Source organism: Rahnella sp. EDr1-12, assembly GCF_049206505.1.
GTDB classification, from domain to species: domain Bacteria; phylum Pseudomonadota; class Gammaproteobacteria; order Enterobacterales; family Enterobacteriaceae; genus Rahnella; species Rahnella rivi.
The window spans coordinates 455,712-475,903 of the sequence record NZ_JBLZNY010000002.1 but is presented as its reverse complement, the minus strand read 5'-3'; the positions used below and the strand labels follow the sequence as shown (position 1 = coordinate 475,903).

General features: G+C 45.7%; 18 protein-coding genes. 6 read left to right on the top strand and 12 right to left on the bottom strand.

What is annotated here, in order from left to right; genetic code table 11:
* The first annotated feature begins 6 nt into the window (after positions 1 to 6).
* The 3 genes from ACO0U8_RS11620 to ACO0U8_RS11610 all read left to right on the top strand — a co-directional run bounded on the left by ACO0U8_RS11620 (position 7) and on the right by ACO0U8_RS11610 (position 3,322).
* Positions 7 to 1,278 (top strand): capsule biosynthesis protein, encoded by a 1,272-nt coding sequence (locus ACO0U8_RS11620; protein ID WP_421670828.1) that lies wholly within the window; start codon positions 7 to 9, stop codon positions 1,276 to 1,278.
* A gap of 37 nt (positions 1,279 to 1,315) precedes the next feature.
* Complete coding sequence (locus ACO0U8_RS11615) at positions 1,316 to 2,287, top strand: right-handed parallel beta-helix repeat-containing protein (RefSeq protein WP_421670827.1); 972 nt, start codon at positions 1,316 to 1,318, stop codon at positions 2,285 to 2,287.
* Between the two features lie 252 nt (positions 2,288 to 2,539).
* The gene (locus ACO0U8_RS11610; protein ID WP_421670826.1) at positions 2,540 to 3,322 is read left to right on the top strand and encodes a capsular polysaccharide synthesis protein; all 783 of its coding nucleotides are present in this window, start codon (positions 2,540 to 2,542) and stop codon (positions 3,320 to 3,322) included.
* A gap of 67 nt (positions 3,323 to 3,389) precedes the next feature.
* On the opposite strand, the gene ACO0U8_RS11605 is transcribed toward ACO0U8_RS11610, so the two are convergent.
* The 9 genes from ACO0U8_RS11605 to rhtA form a co-directional block, all read right to left on the bottom strand.
* The gene (locus ACO0U8_RS11605; protein ID WP_421670825.1) at positions 3,390 to 7,196 is read right to left on the bottom strand and encodes a CDP-glycerol glycerophosphotransferase family protein; all 3,807 of its coding nucleotides are present in this window, start codon (positions 7,194 to 7,196) and stop codon (positions 3,390 to 3,392) included.
* A 1-nt stretch (position 7,197) separates the two neighbouring features.
* Complete coding sequence (locus ACO0U8_RS11600; protein WP_421670824.1) at positions 7,198 to 8,295, bottom strand: Stealth CR1 domain-containing protein; 1,098 nt, start codon at positions 8,293 to 8,295, stop codon at positions 7,198 to 7,200.
* Positions 8,296 to 8,439: 144 nt separating this feature from the next.
* Complete coding sequence (locus ACO0U8_RS11595; protein WP_421670823.1) at positions 8,440 to 9,105, bottom strand: ABC transporter ATP-binding protein; 666 nt, start codon at positions 9,103 to 9,105, stop codon at positions 8,440 to 8,442.
* Complete coding sequence (locus ACO0U8_RS11590; RefSeq protein ID WP_421670822.1) at positions 9,102 to 9,878, bottom strand: ABC transporter permease; 777 nt, start codon at positions 9,876 to 9,878, stop codon at positions 9,102 to 9,104. Before ACO0U8_RS11590 ends, ACO0U8_RS11595 begins: the two co-directional genes overlap by 4 nt.
* A gap of 642 nt (positions 9,879 to 10,520) precedes the next feature.
* Complete coding sequence (gene dps / locus ACO0U8_RS11585; RefSeq protein WP_056769114.1) at positions 10,521 to 11,024, bottom strand: DNA starvation/stationary phase protection protein Dps; 504 nt, start codon at positions 11,022 to 11,024, stop codon at positions 10,521 to 10,523.
* A 412-nt stretch (positions 11,025 to 11,436) separates the two neighbouring features.
* Complete coding sequence (locus ACO0U8_RS11580) at positions 11,437 to 12,114, bottom strand: anti-sigma factor (RefSeq protein ID WP_421670821.1); 678 nt, start codon at positions 12,112 to 12,114, stop codon at positions 11,437 to 11,439.
* Positions 12,111 to 12,692: an RNA polymerase sigma factor gene (locus tag ACO0U8_RS11575; protein ID WP_056769116.1), complete on the bottom strand. Its 582-nt coding sequence runs from the start codon at positions 12,690 to 12,692 to the stop codon at positions 12,111 to 12,113. Before ACO0U8_RS11575 ends, ACO0U8_RS11580 begins: the two co-directional genes overlap by 4 nt.
* A 154-nt stretch (positions 12,693 to 12,846) precedes the next feature.
* Positions 12,847 to 13,410 (bottom strand): fasciclin domain-containing protein, encoded by a 564-nt coding sequence (locus tag ACO0U8_RS11570; RefSeq protein WP_056769118.1) that lies wholly within the window; start codon positions 13,408 to 13,410, stop codon positions 12,847 to 12,849.
* Between the two features lie 188 nt (positions 13,411 to 13,598).
* Positions 13,599 to 14,507: a threonine/homoserine exporter RhtA gene (gene rhtA, locus ACO0U8_RS11565; RefSeq protein WP_414071816.1), complete on the bottom strand. Its 909-nt coding sequence runs from the start codon at positions 14,505 to 14,507 to the stop codon at positions 13,599 to 13,601.
* Between the two features lie 486 nt (positions 14,508 to 14,993).
* Here rhtA and ompX point away from each other — a divergent pair, with 486 nt between their 5' ends.
* Positions 14,994 to 15,527, top strand: a complete 534-nt coding sequence (ompX, locus tag ACO0U8_RS11560) for an outer membrane protein OmpX (protein ID WP_056769121.1) — start codon at positions 14,994 to 14,996, stop codon at positions 15,525 to 15,527.
* Positions 15,528 to 15,640: 113 nt separating this feature from the next.
* Here ompX and ACO0U8_RS11555 read toward each other — a convergent pair whose 3' ends face one another.
* The 3 genes from ACO0U8_RS11555 to ACO0U8_RS11545 all read right to left on the bottom strand — a co-directional run bounded on the left by ACO0U8_RS11555 (position 15,641) and on the right by ACO0U8_RS11545 (position 17,833).
* Entirely contained in the window at positions 15,641 to 16,405 is a 765-nt protein-coding gene (locus tag ACO0U8_RS11555; RefSeq protein ID WP_056769123.1) for a molybdopterin-dependent oxidoreductase, read from the bottom strand.
* Positions 16,398 to 17,063, bottom strand: a complete 666-nt coding sequence (locus ACO0U8_RS11550) for a cytochrome b/b6 domain-containing protein (protein WP_421670994.1) — start codon at positions 17,061 to 17,063, stop codon at positions 16,398 to 16,400. Before ACO0U8_RS11550 ends, ACO0U8_RS11555 begins: the two co-directional genes overlap by 8 nt.
* A 146-nt stretch (positions 17,064 to 17,209) precedes the next feature.
* Positions 17,210 to 17,833, bottom strand: coding sequence for a hypothetical protein (locus ACO0U8_RS11545; RefSeq protein ID WP_056769125.1), 624 nt, complete (start codon positions 17,831 to 17,833; stop codon positions 17,210 to 17,212).
* A 212-nt stretch (positions 17,834 to 18,045) separates the two neighbouring features.
* Here ACO0U8_RS11545 and ACO0U8_RS11540 point away from each other — a divergent pair, with 212 nt between their 5' ends.
* The gene (locus ACO0U8_RS11540) at positions 18,046 to 18,720 is read left to right on the top strand and encodes a heavy metal response regulator transcription factor (protein ID WP_056769126.1); all 675 of its coding nucleotides are present in this window, start codon (positions 18,046 to 18,048) and stop codon (positions 18,718 to 18,720) included.
* Entirely contained in the window at positions 18,713 to 20,149 is a 1,437-nt protein-coding gene (locus ACO0U8_RS11535) for a heavy metal sensor histidine kinase (RefSeq protein WP_238485161.1), read from the top strand. The genes ACO0U8_RS11540 and ACO0U8_RS11535 overlap by 8 nt, the downstream gene beginning before the upstream one ends.
* The last annotated feature ends 43 nt before the right edge of the window (positions 20,150 to 20,192 follow it).

Below are 20,192 nucleotides of genomic sequence, written 5' to 3'. Positions count from 1 at the left end.
ACGAAAATGGACAGTAAGGCGCTTACTACATTACTTTCTGGAAAAAAGTATCTGCTGTTGCAGGGGCCGATGGGGCCTTTCTTCAGCGATCTGGCACAGTGGCTTGAGTCTCTGGGGCGGGAAGCGGTGAACGTCGTTTTCAACGGCGGCGACAGGCGATATTCGCGTAAACGGGAATATCGCTTGTTTCAGCAGACCCCGAAAGAGTTTCCGACCTGGCTGAAAGAGACGTGGCAGGATTACGACTTCGACACCATTGTGTGTTTCGGGGATTGTCGTCCGTTGCATCAGGCAGCTAAGCGCTGGGCACAGGCCAAAGGTGTGCGCTTCCTCGCATTTGAGGAGGGCTACCTGCGCCCGCACTACATCACGCTGGAACAGAACGGCGTGAATGCCTATTCCAGTGTGCCGCGCGAGGCAGAGTTTTACCGTAACCTGCCACCAATGACCATGCCGGACATCGAGCAGCTCAAACCTTCGGCCTGGCAGCGCGTCCGTCATGCGATAACGTACTATCTGGTCGGGTGGGGCGCTCGCCATGATTTCCCGAAATACCGTCATCACAAATCCTTCTCGCCGTGGTATGAGGCGCGCTGCTGGACCCGTGCTGCCTGGCGCAAAAAGGTGTATGCCTTCCGTCAGCGCAATGTGTTGCAGCAACTTCAGACGGATCTGGATCAGCGCTACTTCCTGGCGATTTTGCAGGTCTACAACGACAGCCAGATCCGCAACCACAGCCCGTATAACGACGTGCGCGATTACATCAACGAAGTGATGCATTCCTTCGCCAAGAAAGCGCCGCCGACCGAGTTTCTGGTGATCAAACATCACCCGATGGACAGGGGGCACCGCTTATACGGGCCGCTTATCCGCCAGCTCGGTAAAAAATACCGCATCAATAACCGCGTGATTTACGTCCACGACCTGCCGATGCCGGAATTGCTGACCCATGCCAAAGCGGTAGTGACCATCAACAGCACGGCGGGGATATCCGCACTGATCCATAACAAGCCGCTGAAAGTGATGGGCAATGCGCTGTACGACATTAAAGGCATTACTTATCAGGGGCATCTGAACCAGTTCTGGACCTCAGGATTTAAGCCCGATATGAAGCTTTTCAAACAGTTCCGGCTATACTTGCTGCAGAATACGCAGATCAATGCGGTGTTTTATGGCGGGCATAAAAAAGACAAAGCTGCGATTGCCGATGCCCAGTACAAGCCGGTCTTCATCAGTCAAAAACTGGTGATGAACTACATTAAACGACAGCCTTCCTGAATGAATTGAGGACCATGCACAGATGCCAGCAAAACGGATGTTTACACCCTGTGCCTGTTTCTCTTTCATCATCCTTCTGCCTCTTTCCCTGACGGCCTGCGCGGTTGCTGATTCAGCATCCGCTTCCCACGAATGCCGGTTACCCGCCATGCGCGGTAACGTCTCGTTAGTGCCTTCCTGCGTTTATCACCAGGAGATGGTCATCACCGCCAGTCACACCACGGTCGATTGCCGTGGTGCGGTGCTCGACGGCGATAATGAGAAATCATTTGGGATATTCATCAACAGCAAAGGCAAACCCATGTCTGATGTGACGATCAGAAACTGCAAAGTGCGAAACTACACGCACAGCGGTATCCGCGTCACGTCTGACATAGCGGCAAACAAACTCAGCTCAGACCATGAAGAGAATTACCGCCGAACACCGACGCGCATCACGCTTGAGAACGTCGAGGTGAGCGGCAGCGGTCGGGTGGGGATCTACTTTGATGATTACGTCACCCACTCAACGCTGAAGAATTCCGTGGTTCGCGATTCGTATATGTCGGGCATTTATCTGGAACACTCATCGCGAAATAACGACATTGTGAATAACCAGATAATCAACAATGGGCATGAGAGCTTCGGCAAGGGAAAGCGTGAAGGATTAGCGGTGGATTCTTCGGCGTACAACCTGATCGAAGGCAACCGTTTCGAATCGAACGGGGCAGGGGGCGTGTTTCTGTATAAGAACTGCGGGGAACATTTCAGCACCGGCAAATCCGTGATCCGCTGGCAGCATAGTGACTACAACGTCATCCGCAATAATACGTTTGTGAATGAGCCAGTAGGCATCTGGCTGGCATCCCGGCAGAACCGGGATTTATCAGGATTTGACTGCGGGGATAAACCGAGAGAGGGATCGGGTAAATATTTTGCCGATTATGCCGATAACAATGTGGTGGAGGGGAATAGGTTTGATGGGGACGGGGTGAAGGTCAGGGATGAGGGGAATAATAAAATAAACTAGTATTTTATTGAATGCATGATAACGAGTTGCCTAAGACTCATTGATGAGAACCTTCATAAATAACACGTTATTTATAGTGAGTGATGGTGACATTAAAAATTAAAAACTGTGTATTTAAGTACTTTACACAAATCATTAACTCAAACTCATTTTTAAAATTAAAGACAAGCTGTATACTACATGTCTTTCTTTGTTTTGTGTGTTAATTTATCTAATTAGTAAATTCTAAAATAGAAAGTATCAGAGGTCAAAATGAAAGCTGTTAATCAAGTTTATACCTATTGGGAATCGAAAGAGCCTTTGCCTGCTTATTTAAAACTGTGCATGGATACCTGGTATAAAAACATACCAGATCTAAAAGTTGACATCATCAATCATAGTAATCTTTCTGCTTATATTGGCAACGATTATGATATCGAGAAGTTGAAAACCTTTTCTCTTCCAATGCAATCTGACGCAGTTTCTGCCTCTGTTCTTGCAAAAAGAGGAGGCATGTTTATTGATGCCGACACTATCATTACAAAAAATATTTTTGATGATTTCGTCAATTTTGCACCTAATAAATTTGTAGGTTTTGGAAAACCAAATTCAAAGGGTTTTCATCTTGCTGTAATAAAGTCATTGGATCCGAATAATCCGGTTGCAAAAAAATGGTCAAAAATAATAGCTGAAAGAATAAAAAATCGACCAGAAAATATTTCTTGGGCTTATCTGGGTAATGAACCTTTAGGTCAGGTTATGAATGACAAAGCCTTTTTTGAAGAATACCTCATAATGGATAGGTCCTCTTACGGTAATATTTTAGAAGCAACAATATTTAAAGAAGGAAATCCACAATCTGATTATTTTAATTTATATTTTAATGATAAAGTCAATGTTGACGAAGATTATGCTATATCCTGTGCTAAAAGTGGTCTAATTTCACTCCATAATTCATGGACACCTAGTTGGTATCGTTCGATTAAGGATGAGACAGAGGTCTTATCACAAAAATTATTAATTTCACGTATTTTAAAAAGAATTCTTTCAGTGTAAAAAAAAGTCCGGTGCATGAATGTATGCACCGGACTTTTATATGTTTAAAAATTAAATATGAACAAGATTAAGACAAAGATTCTAAAGTTAATTTTGACGATATCAATGTTTTCATCAGTTGTGCATCGTGCAAGCGATTCCAAATGTCTTCCCGATTAACTTCAGGATAACAACTCAGGATCGTTGACCAAGAATGCGAAGCCTCGGACCAGTTAGCTGACAAATGTGAAAGTTCTGCACGCAGAATCCATTCTTCTAATGTTATTGGCGGTCTAACACCATCGCGAAGTAAAATAGAAACTCCTTCTTCAACCATCCCTAACTTCCTGTAAGCCTCAGCTAAACGATAAGGAGACAACTCACATACATCAATTAAATCAAGCCAAGCCTCTGCCGCATTGGCCCAATTGTTTTCACTTGAGTGAAACTCTGCCATTTCAATTTTAAAAACAGAAGATTCGAGTATATCTATCGGCAGTCTGCCAAGAATATCTAAATAAAGAGATGCTTGTTTTGTGTGACGTAATGAAATCAAATAAGTAAGCACTAAATTACCAGGTAAGTGAATGATGTCTATTCCAGCATTATCTATCTGAGCGATAACTTTGGACCACTGACCATTTAGAAATGCAAGTTGTGCAATTTCATACCGATGTTGAATATCTTTCTTAGCGTAACTTTCGTATTTTATGAGTTGATGATGTGCATTAGATAAATCCTCAATTTCTCGATAGCATCTAGATAATATAAGGTCAAATTTATGTTCAACTATCTCTTCTCTAGAAAATGATTCATAATTTTCATTTATAAAATCTATTACACCTTGCCAATTACAAAAATTAATTTCCTGATAGATCTTAAATAAAACAGGTTCTTTTAGTTTTATATCAAGTCTATCGATTAACGTATTTTTTTCAGTTAATAATTCTAACTCAGCAATACATTGTAAAAGTAGTGCTTGGTGCTTAATACTATTTAATGAGGAGTTCAACCAAGAGTTCAAAGCATTAAGCCATTGATGACAAGCCATCGCTAGTTTAGCTTGCTCAATATAATAATCTTCATTTAAATAGATGTTTTTATCATTTGTAAGCTCGCCGAATTTTATAAGAGCTTCGTTTACCATGCCTCCCTCTCGTAATGCTTCAATAAGCTTCAAGATTCCAATTTGCTTATCATCAATTACTCCATGCTCTATAGCCTTTTTCCATCTGATAACTGCTGTCATCCAATCATTATGTGCTGATGCACTCAGAGCATAATCTAAAGCAATTTTAGGATTTAAAAATCCAATTGGTAATGGTTCATCCAGAGCCATTATTGCCCTAAAGGTTCTTTCGCAGTTTTTGCCGTCCCTTAATGGGAAGGTATTGTTAATTCTCTTGATTATTTCACCTGAAGGGACTGCCGAGTTATTAAGTAAAGTGTCAAGTTCATTAAATAGACCGGATTCTTCATTAACTACTGGTCCAAATCCATCCTCTCTATAATCGTAATACCCCTGAGAATAAGTATGTGCGCCATTAAATACTTCTTTTTCGTCAAACTGATAGTAGATAGTTGATTTATTCTGATAAGCCATATCAAAAGCTACAGAAGAATAATCAGTAATCATTAAAGATGATTTTTTAAATAAGTCTTGAATTCGGATATTGGCATGGTTCAGCACGTGAATATAATGTGGAGTATCGAACAGGTCTAAGTATGGAGAAACATTAACATGAGGGAAAAAAATCACTTTATAGTTGTATTTATCAGCTAAATCTTTAAGTCTTGATGAATGTAGAACTGATGACCATTTTTTATAATATACCGACTCTGAGAAATCAGGATTGATAGCCCTCTGTAATCCATCTTTAGCTGGCAAACCGACGATGTTTGACCGCCAGGTAGGCATTATAAGTATGATCTTATCATGAGTATTTTCAGTAGGAAGTAAATTGTCATGTCGAGGTAAGCCTGTCAAAACAACTTCTTTTTCAGAAAATTTATATTTTGTGTTGTCTCCTGATATTGATTTGTACTCTTCTGTAGAAGCCGTGATGAAACAATCGATATTTTCTTTTTGATTTAACCAGTTTGATAGATCATCTTTTATAACACCATGCTGTAAGAAAACGAAGTGTCTACCCTGTAACATATTTGGTCCAAGATAATTTGTAACACAGTGATCAGCATGTGAACTTATGACTTTTTCACAACTTTTAAGGGCATCTTCGTGTTCTTTTGTTCCAAAGGCTATGAGGTTGAATCCGCTGTCATTTAAGCGAGACCAATCATGTGAGTTAGATTGTAATATGAAAAATATACTTATATTTTTGTGATTTTCTTTTACATAGCGATAGAGGTGTTCTGCATTATCATCAGCCTGTATATCTCTATCCATAAATATCCAAGACCCAGAATATTTATCGGTGACCTCATATTTATTTTTTTTGTTCTCAAAATGTTGTGCAATGTTATAACCAGTTATACCATCGTTTTTTTGTTGTCCGCCTAATGAGATACTTGTCTTAAAATTAGATATTTTAACTGTCATCTTTTCTTTTGCACTTACAGGCACCCAAATCCTTCGTTCAAGAACAAAATTTTGGGATAGAAATTCATGACTTATTGTTTTAGCATAAACGGGAAAACAATCTTCACCGTCGATTTCAATACGTTCTAATTCAGGAGAACCTGAGAAATACCTTAACTGAACTAAGTTCTTTTTTGGATCAAATGATTCTATATAGACAATCTGAAATGTAGGAACAGTTTTTTTGAACTGAGAAAGAATACCAACCTTATGATAGAACCAACTCCCTGCTAAGCCAAATTCTAAAATAACTTTATCATCGATATAACTAAAAGTATTGTATACATTTTCAATAAATTCTTCTCTTAGTTCATCAGTTAAAAAGGATAGTTTATGCTCGTTATTAACCAGTCTTTTAATATACCATATTAAGTGATATAAAATGGTGACTTGTAGGGAGTATGGAATTTCTTGTCCTATCCTTACATATCTCATCATTGACTCAATACAACCCTTAGTTAGTACTGAACTATATAAACCAGGGTGCTCCCAAGCCTTATCAAGAGTTGATGTACCATCGCTACGTTTACGATAGTAATATTTAGAATTTTTCAAATAAGTTGCATATCCATCTGCATAGAATAGATAATTTGCTACGAAGGCTGCGTCTTCAAATGTTGGGCGTATTTCGTGATTAAATTCTAATTTTTCTTTTGTAATGATAGAGTGTTTAAAAAAGGCAGTGCTTGCTGATAATTGTATTTGCTTTCCTAAATTATTTATAGGGAAAAGCTTTTCGTCATGATTATAACGGTATTTTAATGGGTGATTGTCTTTATATTTTTTTGAATCCTCAAAATATGGTATTAAGTTACATGAAATCATATCCAGTTTTTTATTTTCATTTTTTGCAATGAAATTATCTATATTAGAAAAATATTCTCTATTCAAAAAATCATCAGGGTCGATAAATGTAACCCACTCGGTATTGACGTGTTGTAACCCCAGGTTTCTGGCTGAAGCTTGCCCACCATTTTCTTTATATAAATACTTAATGTTTTTAGGGTACTTTTTTTGCCATTTAAGAATTTTTTTAGCTGATGAATCTGTAGAACCGTCATCTACTAAAATTAGATAAATGTTATTTTTGAAATCCAGTTGTTGACTTATAATGGAGTCAAAAAACTCATCAAGATATTTCTCAACATTATAAACAGCTGACACAACTGTATAGTTTGATTTTCCATTTAATTTTTTTGGCTTAACTGAATTTATTTTTTTAATACGTTTAGAAGCCATATCCGAAAAGAAAAGTTTTGGATCACGAATCAGTTTTTTTAACTTTTTATTTAACATTTTATTTCTCTATTTCAAAATGATGTTTAAGTGCAGTGCTTAATATGATTTTGTAATTTTCAAGGGAGATTTTTTGCGTATTGAAATCATTGGCACAAAATGAATGGGGTAAGGTTCCTTCTTTTTTCGCTATTTTTAATGCTTTGAAATAACTTCTGGCTGCAGTAGAGCGAATATTAAAATAGTAGCAGACATCGCGAGTTTGAACTGACTTACCTTGAATATAAGACAGCCAAGGTGCAAAGAAAGTTGCTATATTCAAATCTTGGTCTGTTCTGAATTTATTAGAAAGAAAAGACTGTATTTCTTTAGAGTAGAGTTCCCACGTTTTCTCAAGAACACTTTTACGCAGCGGGACATAAGTATGAACAAGAGGTGTATCAATTTTAATGTTGTAGTCATCTTTGAATATTTCCACGGCACGAAGTGAAGCCGAGAGCGTTGGAGTATTCGCTCCTCTATCCTGCATGGTAATTAAACTTTTTCTTGAAAGGAACAGAGATGCGATACCGTTACTTTTGAAAAAATGCCCAGCAGGTAATGATCTCGCGACAAACACATCATCATTGAAATATATAAAGTGCTCAGCGAGGCCGGGGATTTTATGTAGATGAGCTTCGATTACGTGAGAATTAAACGTAGGGAGGAATTGACTTTCAATTATCTCATTATGATCTACTATTTTTATACGTTCGCTTGGAATTAACCATGATGGGCATTGGTTGTCAGTAATAATATAGATATTTCTCACCCATGGTAAAAATTTCTCAACACTTTTAATTGAGTAAAATAATTCGTCATGATTACTAAACCTCGCTTTATCAGTAGCGTGCTGTCCGATTTCAGAAAGATTAGTTTTAATTTTGTGCTCTTGATAACGTTCCTGCCATTCACTATCCGAATCATTTACCCAAGTGAAAACTACATCTATGGGGAAATTAATTTCTATCATTTCCTCGATAGCTAGATCGTGACGTATTAATATACTTTCCTCAATTTCAGAACATTGTATTTCATTTCTAATTATAGGATATTTTTTGTTCAAATAATCACGAAAGAAAACCCCAGGGCTTTTGAAAAATTTTTTAAGCTTTTTCATTGTAAAAAGTCTCATATGCTCAAGAGCAAGCATCAACTGATTTAATTAACTAAGTATTGTAAGAGTGTGGCATTTACAATTAATTAATGAGTTTGTGAAATATTAAGAATCACTAGTCTGCATCATTGTTGTTAGGAGGAAACGCTATATACCTTCGTCAATTTTATAATTTTCTATTGCTTCGTCCACCGATTCATAATATTTAACCTGATTGTCCCTGCCAATAAATAACGCAACATCACAGAATTCTTTTAGTGAACTGAGGCTATGAGAAACCATCAAGAAACTTGATTCATCATGTCTAGATTTGAATAGCTCTGCACATTTTTTTTTGAAACGAGCATCGCCAACAGCTGTGACTTCATCAACGAGATAGTAGTCAAATTTAAAAGCCATACTCAGACCGAAACCAAGGCGTGATTTCATCCCTGAAGAGTAAGTCTTAATAGGCATATCAAAGTATTTGCCCAGTTCAGCAAACTCTTGAACAAATGCTACTTTCTCACGCAATTCATCTTGTGAAGAGTACAATCTGGCAACAAATTTGACGTTCTCACGGCCTGTCAAGCTACCCTGAAATCCTCCGGCTAAACCAACGGGCCACGAGATTGTATTATTTGTAATTATTTTACCGCAGTCGGGGCGATCAATACCTCCAATTACACGAAGTAGTGTTGATTTACCGGCACCATTGCGGCCAATAAGGGCTACGCTTTTATTTGATGGTAACTCGACGTGTAGATTTTTGAAGACGTAATGGCGTCCTGCAGGAGTTCGATAAGATTTGGTAAGATTTTCGATTTTAATCATGAGGTCAACATAGCCTCTTCTCTATTCCGATAAAGAGCTAAACCTATAAATAAAGTCAATAAAGAGCAGAAAGCTAAATAGTATAAACTTACCCCATCACTGGAATAACCAGGAACGACAGATGCTCGGCTTAGTTCTACAATATGCACGATTGGATTCCAAAGAAGATAGGGCCAATATTCTTTTGGGATATTGTGTAGAGAAAACATTATGCATGAAATAAAATATAACGGTTTAATTAAAATAGGTAAGAACTTTTCAGTTTCAGGCATTGTTTTACTAATCACCATAAAAATAAGCCCAACACCGCTAGAAAGTATTATCAAGAAAAACCAGGTTAAAATTAACGTGATAACGTTTACAATTTCAAATTCTTCTCCTAACAGGCCTACGATCATCATAAGTAAAATATAGACGAATGCGTAGATGAGAGATTCTAATATTGCTCTAGCTATAATTGTATCAATTGGCCTTACAGGTCGATAGTTAAAGAGTCCTTGATTAGCCTCAATAGCTCCTATAGAGCGATTGCTTATATTGCTAAAAACAAAGAAGGGGATAATTCCATTAATTAAAAAAACGGGAAAAGAAATATCTGGCATAGTCCTATGCATAATGAAACCGATGATGCTTAGCAAGATAAGCATATGTGCCATAGGCTCTAATGCGGCCCAAAGGTAACCAAGTCTGAACTTACCAAAACGGGTCTTAATCTCTCTTAAAAAAAGCGCTTTTACGGCCGCTTTTTGTACTTCCAAGCCACTACGTGCCATCTTTTTTGTCCAGTTTTTATTCGATTTTCCACGCTACCGCCCCTGGCTTATGGCTACCAATGTGCTGAAATCAGGGTCAGATTGTGGGAAACGGCGTGGTATTTCACCTCAGTGAGGTAGCCGCAGAAGGAGTGTCACTTTTCCATAAGTTACTATTGGAGGGGCCATGCCGGAGTGAACGTCCATTGTAAGAATTCTCTTAACTTTCAGTGTCTTATTTCAATGCCTAATTTCACAAAAAAGTAAAGGTTACGACTAAATATTTCAGCAAGTTACAGGTCATATCGCATTCATGTAAAATTGCTTTGGTCTATTAATTTGCCTTTAAACATTCATCACACCTATTGATCTAAGAGCTTTCTGACACGTCTAATAAAACTCTTATTTATCAGTCGGCTAGTGGTACCGGTTTCAGGACTGATTAGTTCTGAATTAGTTTATATAGAAACTATTCATATAAGTTATTATTCAAAGTTCTTACAAAAAACGTTATGAGTCAGGGATTTCAGTGCAAAACGAGGTATCGGGAGGGGAGGGGGATGAAAATAGAAAAGGCCAGTCGCTTACGCCACTGGCCTTATTTTTTGCATTGATCCGATGATTAGCCGCAGCCTTGATCAGGCTGCGGTTACCGAGTCCTGATTACTCGATATTAGATTCGATGAACCACAGGAATTTATCCAAATCGCGTGATGCGGCGGTAAAGATATCTGCGGTGTCTTCGTCTTCCACTTCGCCGATGGCTTTACGCGTATCGTTGGCGACAACGGCAAAACGATCTGCCAGCGCTTTCAGGTGTTCCTGCACGGTATGGATGTTAGTCGGGTAGCTTTTCAGTGGGGTTTTATCGTTAACCACTTGCACGGTACCCAGCGCAACGCCACCTAACTGCACCACACGTTCTGCGATGGTGTCCTGGTGATCGATAACTGCGGTACGGAATCCATCAAGCATTTCGTGCACGGCGATGAAGTTTGCGCCACGCATGTTCCAGTGTGCCTGCTTGATGATCAGCGACAGATCGATGTATTCCGCCACCAGGCGGTTCAGCACTTTGATGGTGCTCAGTTTAACGTTTTCATCTAAATCGTTGCGTGTATAGATAAGTTCAGAAGATTTCGTTTTGACCAGTTTAGCGGTACTCATATTTATATCTCCTTGTTAGATTTACTTATTAGTTAATGCATATATCTCGTAACTGGATCCAGTATAGCAATAAATTTCAGTTTTGCAGGAAAGTCGTTCCTATCGTTCCGATAGCGTGTGCCATATATTGCCTGCCAGACGATGTTTATTAATTTATCATGTTGATTTTTAAGGTGGATAGGAATGTTCCTGAATTCACGTAAATAGTAGGTCAACCGGGATGTTGAATTATTCCTGAATGTAACATGACATGTTATGTCTATATTTATGACAGCAAAAACAGAGAATGATAAATATTCTCGCCTGAGAATGATGGCTAATTTAACACTATTTTCCGGTGAGAATAATCAACGGGGGAAATATTTCCCGCCGTTGATTATTAAGAGGTTTCACTGCCTGCTGAATACCCGTTTCACAGCGTCAGCGCACCGCTGTACAGCACGGCACCGGTCGGTTGCCCGGTAGGAGAGCCGCCGCGTGGTTCAACACTGATCGCAAGCTGGTAACCCGGATCCGGCATTTTTGCCGCCAGCGCCAGCTGAGTGGGTTGCCGGGTATTGAGTAAGCCCAGCGAACGCGGTTTGCCGCCCGGCGGGATGGCCCAGAGTTCCAGGCTGCGGTCATCCGCCACGCGCTGCGCATTGAGCGGGGTCAGCATCAGGCTGCGGGTGCTGGCATCCGCACTCACCACCCATTGCCCGCCCGGAGCGCCTTCACTGCTGGCGAGGATCGCCACCGGCATAGGCACGCCCGGTTGTACCAGCAGACGCGGGATCAGCAGCAGTGCCGCCAGCCCTGCGGCCAGTGCCCAGCCAAGATAACCGCGCAGCGGCGTTTTGGCGGGAGCCGCGCGTTTTGCAGGTTGCAGCGCAAGGTTATGCTGAATGCGCTTCCACACCGAAGCGGGTGGGATCACCGGGATGATCTGGTTATCCAGTTGTGTGAAGGCTTCCTGCCAGCGCGCCACTTCGGCCGCCAGTTCAGGGTCTTCCTGCATTTTTTGCTCGAATTGAATTTTTGCTGCGCCGCGCAACGTGCCGAGCGCATATTCAGCGGCGAGGGCAGCATGATAATGGCTTCTGCTTTTCATAGTCCCACGCAGCTCTTTAAGTGATCCAGGGCGCGACGGATCCAGCTTTTTATCGTCCCCAGGGGTTGTTGTAGATGAGATGAAACCTCGCCGTGAGACAGACCCTGATAATAGGCAAGGATCAGGCTTTGTCGTTGTTCGGCGGGAAGGTGCGCCAGACAGTTCGCCAGCACTTTGGCATCGCTGTCTTGTTGCAATCTTTGCAGGGGTTCATCACTTTCTTCGACGTAACGGTCCGCCACGCTGTCGTCCAGTTCGTCTGTCTGGTTATCGCTGCCGCGCATCCAGTCGATGGCGCGGTTGCGGACAATGTGGGTGAGCCAGGTCATCGGGGAACTGAGGGCGGGGTTATAAGACGCCGCCCGGTTCCACGCGGTGATGTAGCTGTCGTGCAAAACTTCCTCTGCCCAGGCGTGTCGTCGCAACATGCGTAATGCCACGGCGAAAAGTCTCGGGGAAGTCAGACGGTAGAGTTGCTCGAATGCCTGACGGTCGCCACTGGCCATGGCGCTCATCAGTTCACGCTGAACTTCCAGCGCTTTCTCTGGTGTCGTATTTTTCAATAAAGGGTCATGCATTCGCCCATCCTGACTTTCTGAGATACTGTTTCATAAGGAAATCCAGCTCTCAGTATAGTCCCCAAAATAATTCGTGTTGCAGTGCCTGGGCAGAAGCTGATCACAGCCTTCAGCGGACGCCTCTGCAACGCGAAGTATCAAGGGGCAGCCGGTATTATTTAGGCATCAGTACGGTATCGACCACGTCGATTACACCGTTTTTCTGTTGAACGTCATAGGTACTGATATTGGCGATATTCCCTTTGCCGTCTTTCAGCTGAATATTGTGCGGGCCGTTGTTGAGGATCCACAGTGGCTGGCCGTTAACGGTTTTCAGTTCCGCGGTGCCGTTCCCTTTTTTCAGCAGTTTTTCCAGATCTTTCATTTCATATTTACCGGCCACCACGTGGTAGGTGAGGATGCTGGTGAGTGTGGCTTTGTTTTCAGGTTTCACCAGATTCTCGACGGTGCCCGCCGGCAATTTAGCAAACGCGGCATTGGTCGGGGCAAACACGGTGAACGGACCTTTACCCTGCAACGTGTCCACCAGGCCGGCAGCTTTCACGGCGGCAACCAGTGTGGTGTGGTCTTTGGAGTTCAGGGCATTCTCTACGATATTTTTGGACGGATACATTTCAGCGCCACCCACCATGGTGGTGTTTTGAGACATCATTGCAGCCATTGACGCGGTGCTCAGCAGCAGCGAAGCACAGATAGCGGTACGGATTAATGTTTTCATGATGTAGTCCTTCGTAAGTTGAGTAGGTAAGGTCTTGCCTCACATCTATACATACGAACGACACCCCGCTTTTGGATGCAGGAAAAGATGAAAAAAAGTGAAATAAACCAACGTTATTTTCAACACATTGATTATCAATAAAAAAACCACGCGCATTGGCGTGGTTTTTTATTGGAATAACGCAGAGATTATTTCCCCGACGGATTATTTCCGGGCACATCCACCGTTTCGATTTTGGTTTTACGCTGGATCGTCAGCGTTGAACCGGCAGAAGCCGCGATAATCGCCGCCAGCCCCAGCCACTGTGACGCCGTCAGGAACTCGCCCAGGAAGATAATCCCGGAAAGCGCGGCCATGGCCGGTTCCATGCTCATCAGCGTGCCGAAGGTTTTGGCGGGCAGCTTGGTCAGCGCCATCATTTCCAGCGAATAAGGGATGGCAGAGGTGAGCAGGGCGATCAGCAAGCCTAGCGGCAAGATTTCCCAGCTGAAAATAGAGGTGTGCGCCTGCGCGATGCCAATCGGGAAGAAGATCAGGGCGGCGATAACCGAGCCCATCGCGGCAGTCCCCGGCCCGTAGCTGCTGCCTGCACGCTGCCCGGCAAGAATATAGATAGCCCAGCAGGCACCGGCGATCAGCGCAAAGCACGCCCCTTTGAGATCAACGCCACCGGCACTTTGTCCGAGCGGCAGCAAAAACAGTAATCCGGTCACGGCCAGCGCCACCCAGACAAAATCCACCGGGCGGCGGGAAGAGAACATCGCCACCGCCAGCGGCCCGGTGAACTCGAGCGCAACGGCAATCCCGAGCGGCACGGTGCGCAGCGCCAGATAGAAGCTGTAGTTCATACAACCCAGCGCAAGCCCGTACATCAACAGTGCGCGAAAATTACCGCCGCGCATTTTGAAGCGCCACGGTCGGAAATAGATCAGCAGCAGAATGGAACCCAGCCCGAGACGCAGTGCCGTTACGCCCTGCGGGCCGACGACCGGGAACAGCGTTTTCGCCAGTGACGCGCCGCCCTGTAAGGAAAGCATGGCGATGAGCAGCAGCAGGATGGCGACCAGAGGTGAGGCTTTCTTAGGTAATGCCGGCACCGGCGGGCTGTTGTTGTGTTCTTCTGCGGGCACGGCGGCCTGCATTTTTTTTCCTGACTGTGTCATCCATAGCGCCTTAGGAGGTGATCCGTTTTAACGATTATCTTGAGATTTATAGTTTTGAAAAGAAAGGTAAAGCACCGTCAGTGTAGAGGGAAATGGGGGAAGAAAAAATCAGTGAAAAAAGTTTTTTTCGGCAGCGGGTTTTCCGAAAAAAAATTTAAAAAGCCGAAAATGTTGCGAAAAAATGTCGATTTTTCGTCCAAAACTTTAGGAATTATCTGCTAATCTTAAAAAGTTCAATAAGTTTTTCTTATAGTTTTAGTGACGAAAATCACAGTAAAATTAATAAGATATAGCGTGTTGGAAACTTTATGTTACACGATAGAGTGCTTTGGACATCTATATTCAGGCAGAGTTTCACGCTGGTTTTTGTTATATTTTCAAACGTGAAGGTTACTTTGGTTTCCCATTTTGAGGTGGTTTATGAAAAAAATTGCATGTCTTTCCGCATTAGCTTGCGTAGTAGCACTGGGCGTTTCAACAAGCGCATTCGCTGACACCAGCACCGTAACCGCTGGTTACGCTCAGGGTGATATGCAAGGCGTTGCTAACAAAGCAAACGGCTTCAACTTGAAATACCGTTGGGAACAAGATAACAACCCACTGGGCGTTATCGGTTCTTTCACCTACATTGAAGACGACAGCACTCCGTCTTCTGGTGACTACCGTAAAGCACAATACTACGGTCTGACTGCGGGTCCTGCTTACCGTCTGGCTGACTGGGTTTCCATCTACGGTGTTGTAGGTGTGGGCTACGGTAAATTCCAGCAGAACGACAACGCAGCATCTACTGCAAACCGTCAGAAATTTGACAACAGCGACTACGGCGTATCTTACGGCGCAGGTCTGCAGTTCAACCCAATCCAGAACGTTGCTCTGGACGTTTCTTACGAACAGTCCCGTATCCGCAGTGTTGATGTTGGCACCTGGATCGCTGGCGTAGGTTACAGCTTCTAATTCTTCGCCGCAGCGTAACGCTTTGCCGTTACCCTCCCGCGAAAACAAAAACCGCTCATTGAGCGGTTTTTTTATGCCTTTTTTCCAGCCGGGGTGAGGGCAGTTATTGAGACTTAAATCCCGCTAAACCAGTTATACCCCTGATCTTCCCAGTATCCGCCCGGATATTCATTGGTAACGAAAATCGCGCCGATGTGTTTGGCATTTTTAAAGCCCAGTTTGGTCGGCATGCGCAGGCGTAACGGGTAACCGAAATCCGGCGGCAGCGGTTTGCCGCCAAAATCCAGTGCCAGAATGGTCTGCGGATGCAGCGCCGTCGCCATATCAATGCTGGAATAATAGCGGTCATCGCATTTAAACCCGACATATTTGGCGGTGAGATCCGCCCCGATATGTTGCAGGAAGGTTTTCAGCGGCACGCCTTTCCACTGGCCGATGGCGCTCCAGCCTTCAATGCAAATCAGACGGGTGATCTGGCTTTCCTGCGGCAGGCGCTGCAATTGTTCCAGCGTCCACGGCGCTTTTTTCTGCACCAGCCCGGAGACTTCCAGCCGGTAATTGGGGATATCTATCTCCGGAACGTTGTATTCCGGATAAAAAGCATTAAAGCGGAACGGCGTGGTTATCTGATCTTCGCGGTAGGTTTGCGCCAGTTTCTGACCGCTGAACAGCCAGCCCTGAACCCGATCGTTCCAGCGCGACATCGCCCACAGCACTTTGTCGACCTGATCGCCGTCCTGCAAATTACAGCCGGTCAGCATTGATACCGCGCCCAGCGTCAGGCCGGAACGCAGCAACAGACGGCGCTGAATATTCACCAGCTGTTTGCGCTGGTCGGGCTCAACAATGATTTTTGGCCGGTCTGATTTTTCACTCATCCGTGTTCTCCTGCGTACTGATTTTTTTGCCACCGGTGATCATGGCAACGAACGTTTTCGGCACCAGCAACACCATCACCACGTGAACCACCACGAACAGCATCACGCCGCTCATGGCAAAGAAATGGACATAACGGGCGATATCAAAACCGCCAAACAGCCACACCAGGCCGCTGAACTGAACCGGTTTCCAGATAGACAACCCTGAGAGCACCAGCAGCAGGCCGAGCAGCAGCACGCCGACGTACATCAGCTTTTGCACCGCGTTGTACTGGCCGGGTTTGTGCGGCAGCCTGAACGTCACGGCACGGACCGTATCCCGCCAGACAGAACGTGGGCTGAACGGGAAAAAGTCACGCCTGAAATGGCCTGTGAACAGCCCCCACAGCACATAAAACAGGGCATTGGCCGCCATCAGCCACATCACCGCCAGATGCCAGGCAATGTTGCCACCCAGCCAGCCGCCGAGGGTGGTGCTTTGCGGAAAGGTAAAAGAAAAAATCGGATCGGCGTTATAAATTCCCCAGCCGCTCATCACCATGCCGATCATCGCGAAAAGATTAATCCAGTGGCACAGACGAACCGGCCAGGGATGAATACGCTTTTTTTTCGGCAAAGAGGGCGGCGGGGAGGCACTTTGTGCAGAGGAGGTACGCAGCGGGGAGGGTTGAGATTTCACGGATAAACTCCTGCGTAATGAGAAACTGCGCAACGTGAATGAGGGAGGATTCACCCTGCGCAGTTCTTCAGGAACCACTGCTTGCGGCTGACAGACACGGCCCGCCGGAGCAGCGTGCTAAAGGGTTACATCGGCGGTGCGACGCCATCTTTACCGGCGGCGATACCACGGGCAACCAGTGCGCCTTTATCGTCTTTCATCGCAAACAGCACGATTTTAGTCCCAGGTTTCAGCAGGCTGCGGTCGCCCGGCGCCAGCAGAACCACCGGCACATCGTCAGGCACTACAACCGTTTTTTCTGCGTCATGGTATTTCACGGTCAGCGTGCGGCCATTGGTGTTCACCAGTTTGCCGACGGTACCGTTAGTCATGGTATTGATTTTGCCATCGGCGGATTCAAACGGGTTGAACCCTTCGCCGCTGCCGCGCAGGCTTGGCGCGAAGACGTGCACTTCCAGCGCTTTCAGGGTGCCGTTGGCCTGTGGAACGGCCGCGGTACCGATGAAGCTGTCCGCTTTGATGTCACTGATCTGGCCTTTCGTCACCGCGTTGATTTTGGTCTGATCGGTCAGTTTAACGTCCAGCTTATCGCCCTGACGGGTGGTGATCTGCATGGAGGAATCATTAACGGATTCAATGGTTCCGCGCGTAGGTTTGATGACGTTGTCCGCAGCAAAGGCAGATGTCATGCCGCTGCACATCAGCAATGAACCGAGTAACAGACCGGCCAGACGTGTTGGTGTGTTCATGTTTAACTCTCCAGTTTCTTACGTATTTTCATTCAGGTAGAGGTATCACTGCACGAGGCAGTGAGGAATGACTTCATTAAGAGTGGACGATAAACCGGGATTGGCAGATGACAAGTTGATGACAAAATTGTCATCAAAGGTGTCTGACGAAACTGATAAACTTCCCAGGAATCATTCTTTGGGTGAATGGTCATGCGGCGCTGAGGGCCTGAATGCGGATACTGGTGATAGAAGATGATGTCAGCACAGGCGATTACCTGAAAAAAGGGCTGACCGAAGCAGGTTACAGCGTGGATCTGGCGCGTAATGGCGCTGACGGGCTGTTTCTGGCGCTCGAGGACGGTTACGACGCGGTGATCCTTGACGTCATGCTGCCGGGGCTTGATGGCTGGCAGGTGATGGAAGTGCTGCGTAAAAAAAGCGACGTGCCGGTGCTGTTCCTGACCGCACGCGACGAAGTGCAGGATCGCATTCACGGTCTGGAGTTGGGCGCAGACGATTACCTCATCAAACCTTTCTCCTTCACCGAACTGGTGCTGCGTATTCGCACGCTGCTGCGCCGTCCCGCCGCCCGTGAGCCGGATATCTACAGCGTCGCCGATCTCAATCTCGATCTGCTTCGCCGCCGCGTCACCCGTCAGGATCAGACCATCGCGCTGACCAACAAAGAATTTATGCTGCTGCATTTGCTGATGCGCCGCGAAGGCGAAGTGCTGTCGCGCACCATGATCGCTTCTCAGGTGTGGGATATGAATTTTGACAGCGACACCAACGTGGTGGATGTGGCCATCAAACGCCTGCGCGCCAAAATCGACCGCGCCTTTGAGGTCAAACTGATCCATACCGTGCGCGGCATCGGCTATGTCTGCGAAGTGCGCCATGACTGAATTTGCTGCGAAATCAACACCACAACGCGCGATGTCCCTGACGCTACGGGCCACGCTGCTGTTTGCATTGTTAGCCTCTCTGGTGGTGAGCGCCGTCGGGGTGTACCTCTATTACTCGCTGGAAAAAGAGCTGGTGCGCCGCGCCGATTATCAGGTCAGCGGGCGCGTGCAGTATTTTCGTCATTTGCTGGCGAGCGAATTTCCGCTGTCACAGCTCAGCCACAACCCCGGCCTGTTCGAAAATATGCTCGGCAACGAGCGCGATATTCTGACCTTCCGCCTCAGCGGGCAGCCCGCGCTGATTAACGTCAATCCTTCGCGTTTACAGTTACCGGCAGTGGCACCGGTGCCGGACGGCCAGCCGTTAACCCTTGGCACCGTGCATAGCCTCTCTGCGCCCGACGGCACGCCGGTGCGTTTCGCCCGTGCCGCCGTCAGAATGCAGGATGGCAGCACGGTGGAGATCACCGCGGCGCACTTCATGACCGGCGAAGCGCGGATGCTGTCAACGTTCCGCTGGCAGATAACCGGCGCAGTGCTGTTTGCCTATTTTCTGATTGCTGCGCTGGGCTATGGCGTCATCCGCCGGGGGCTGCGTCCGCTGCGGCATATGGCGCAGGAGGCAACGAAAATTCATCCGGCCAGTTTATCCACCCGTCTGAGCAGTGAAAATGCGCCGCAGGAATTGCAGCAGTTGATCTTTTCTTTTAACGACATGCTGGAAAGGCTGGCGGAAGGTTATCAGCGTCTGACGCAGTTCTCCGCCGATCTGGCGCATGAGATCCGCACGCCGGTGGGCGCGCTGATGGGGCATTGTCAGGTGGCGCTGTATCAGCCGCGCAGCACCGAGGAATATGAAACGCTGCTGGCGAACAACATGGAAGAACTGGAGCGTATTTCGCGCATGGTGGAAAACATCCTGTTCCTGGCGCGCGCCACCGATGCGCGTTCGGTGCTGACCCTCACCAGTATTGATGTGTCGGCGGAAATGACCCGTATTCAGGAGTATTTCGAAGGACTGGCAGAAGAGCGCGAGATGACGTTGCACAGCGCGGGCGAGGGAATTGTTTACGCCGATGCCATTTTGTTCCAGCGTGCGCTCAGCAATCTGGTCGCCAATGCCGTGCGCTATGCGCATCAGGGAACGGCAATCTGCGTGCGCGCAGAGTCTCATGGGAAAGGCATGGATATCCATGTGATAAGCCAGGGTGACCCGATCCCGCCTGAAAAACTCGGCAAACTGTTTGACCGTTTCTATCGCGCCGATGCTTCGCGCAGCGAAGGCGGCAGCTCCAGCGGGCTGGGGTTGTCCATCGTGCAGGCCATTATGGCGCTGCATCAGGGCAGTGTCCGGGTGGTGAGTTCCGCGCAGGGAGAAACCCGCTTCACGCTCACTTTTCCGCGCGAAGAGCACAAGCTTTCTCAGTAGTTTCTCAATAAACGTAAGAAACGGGCAGCGGGTGTAAGAAAAT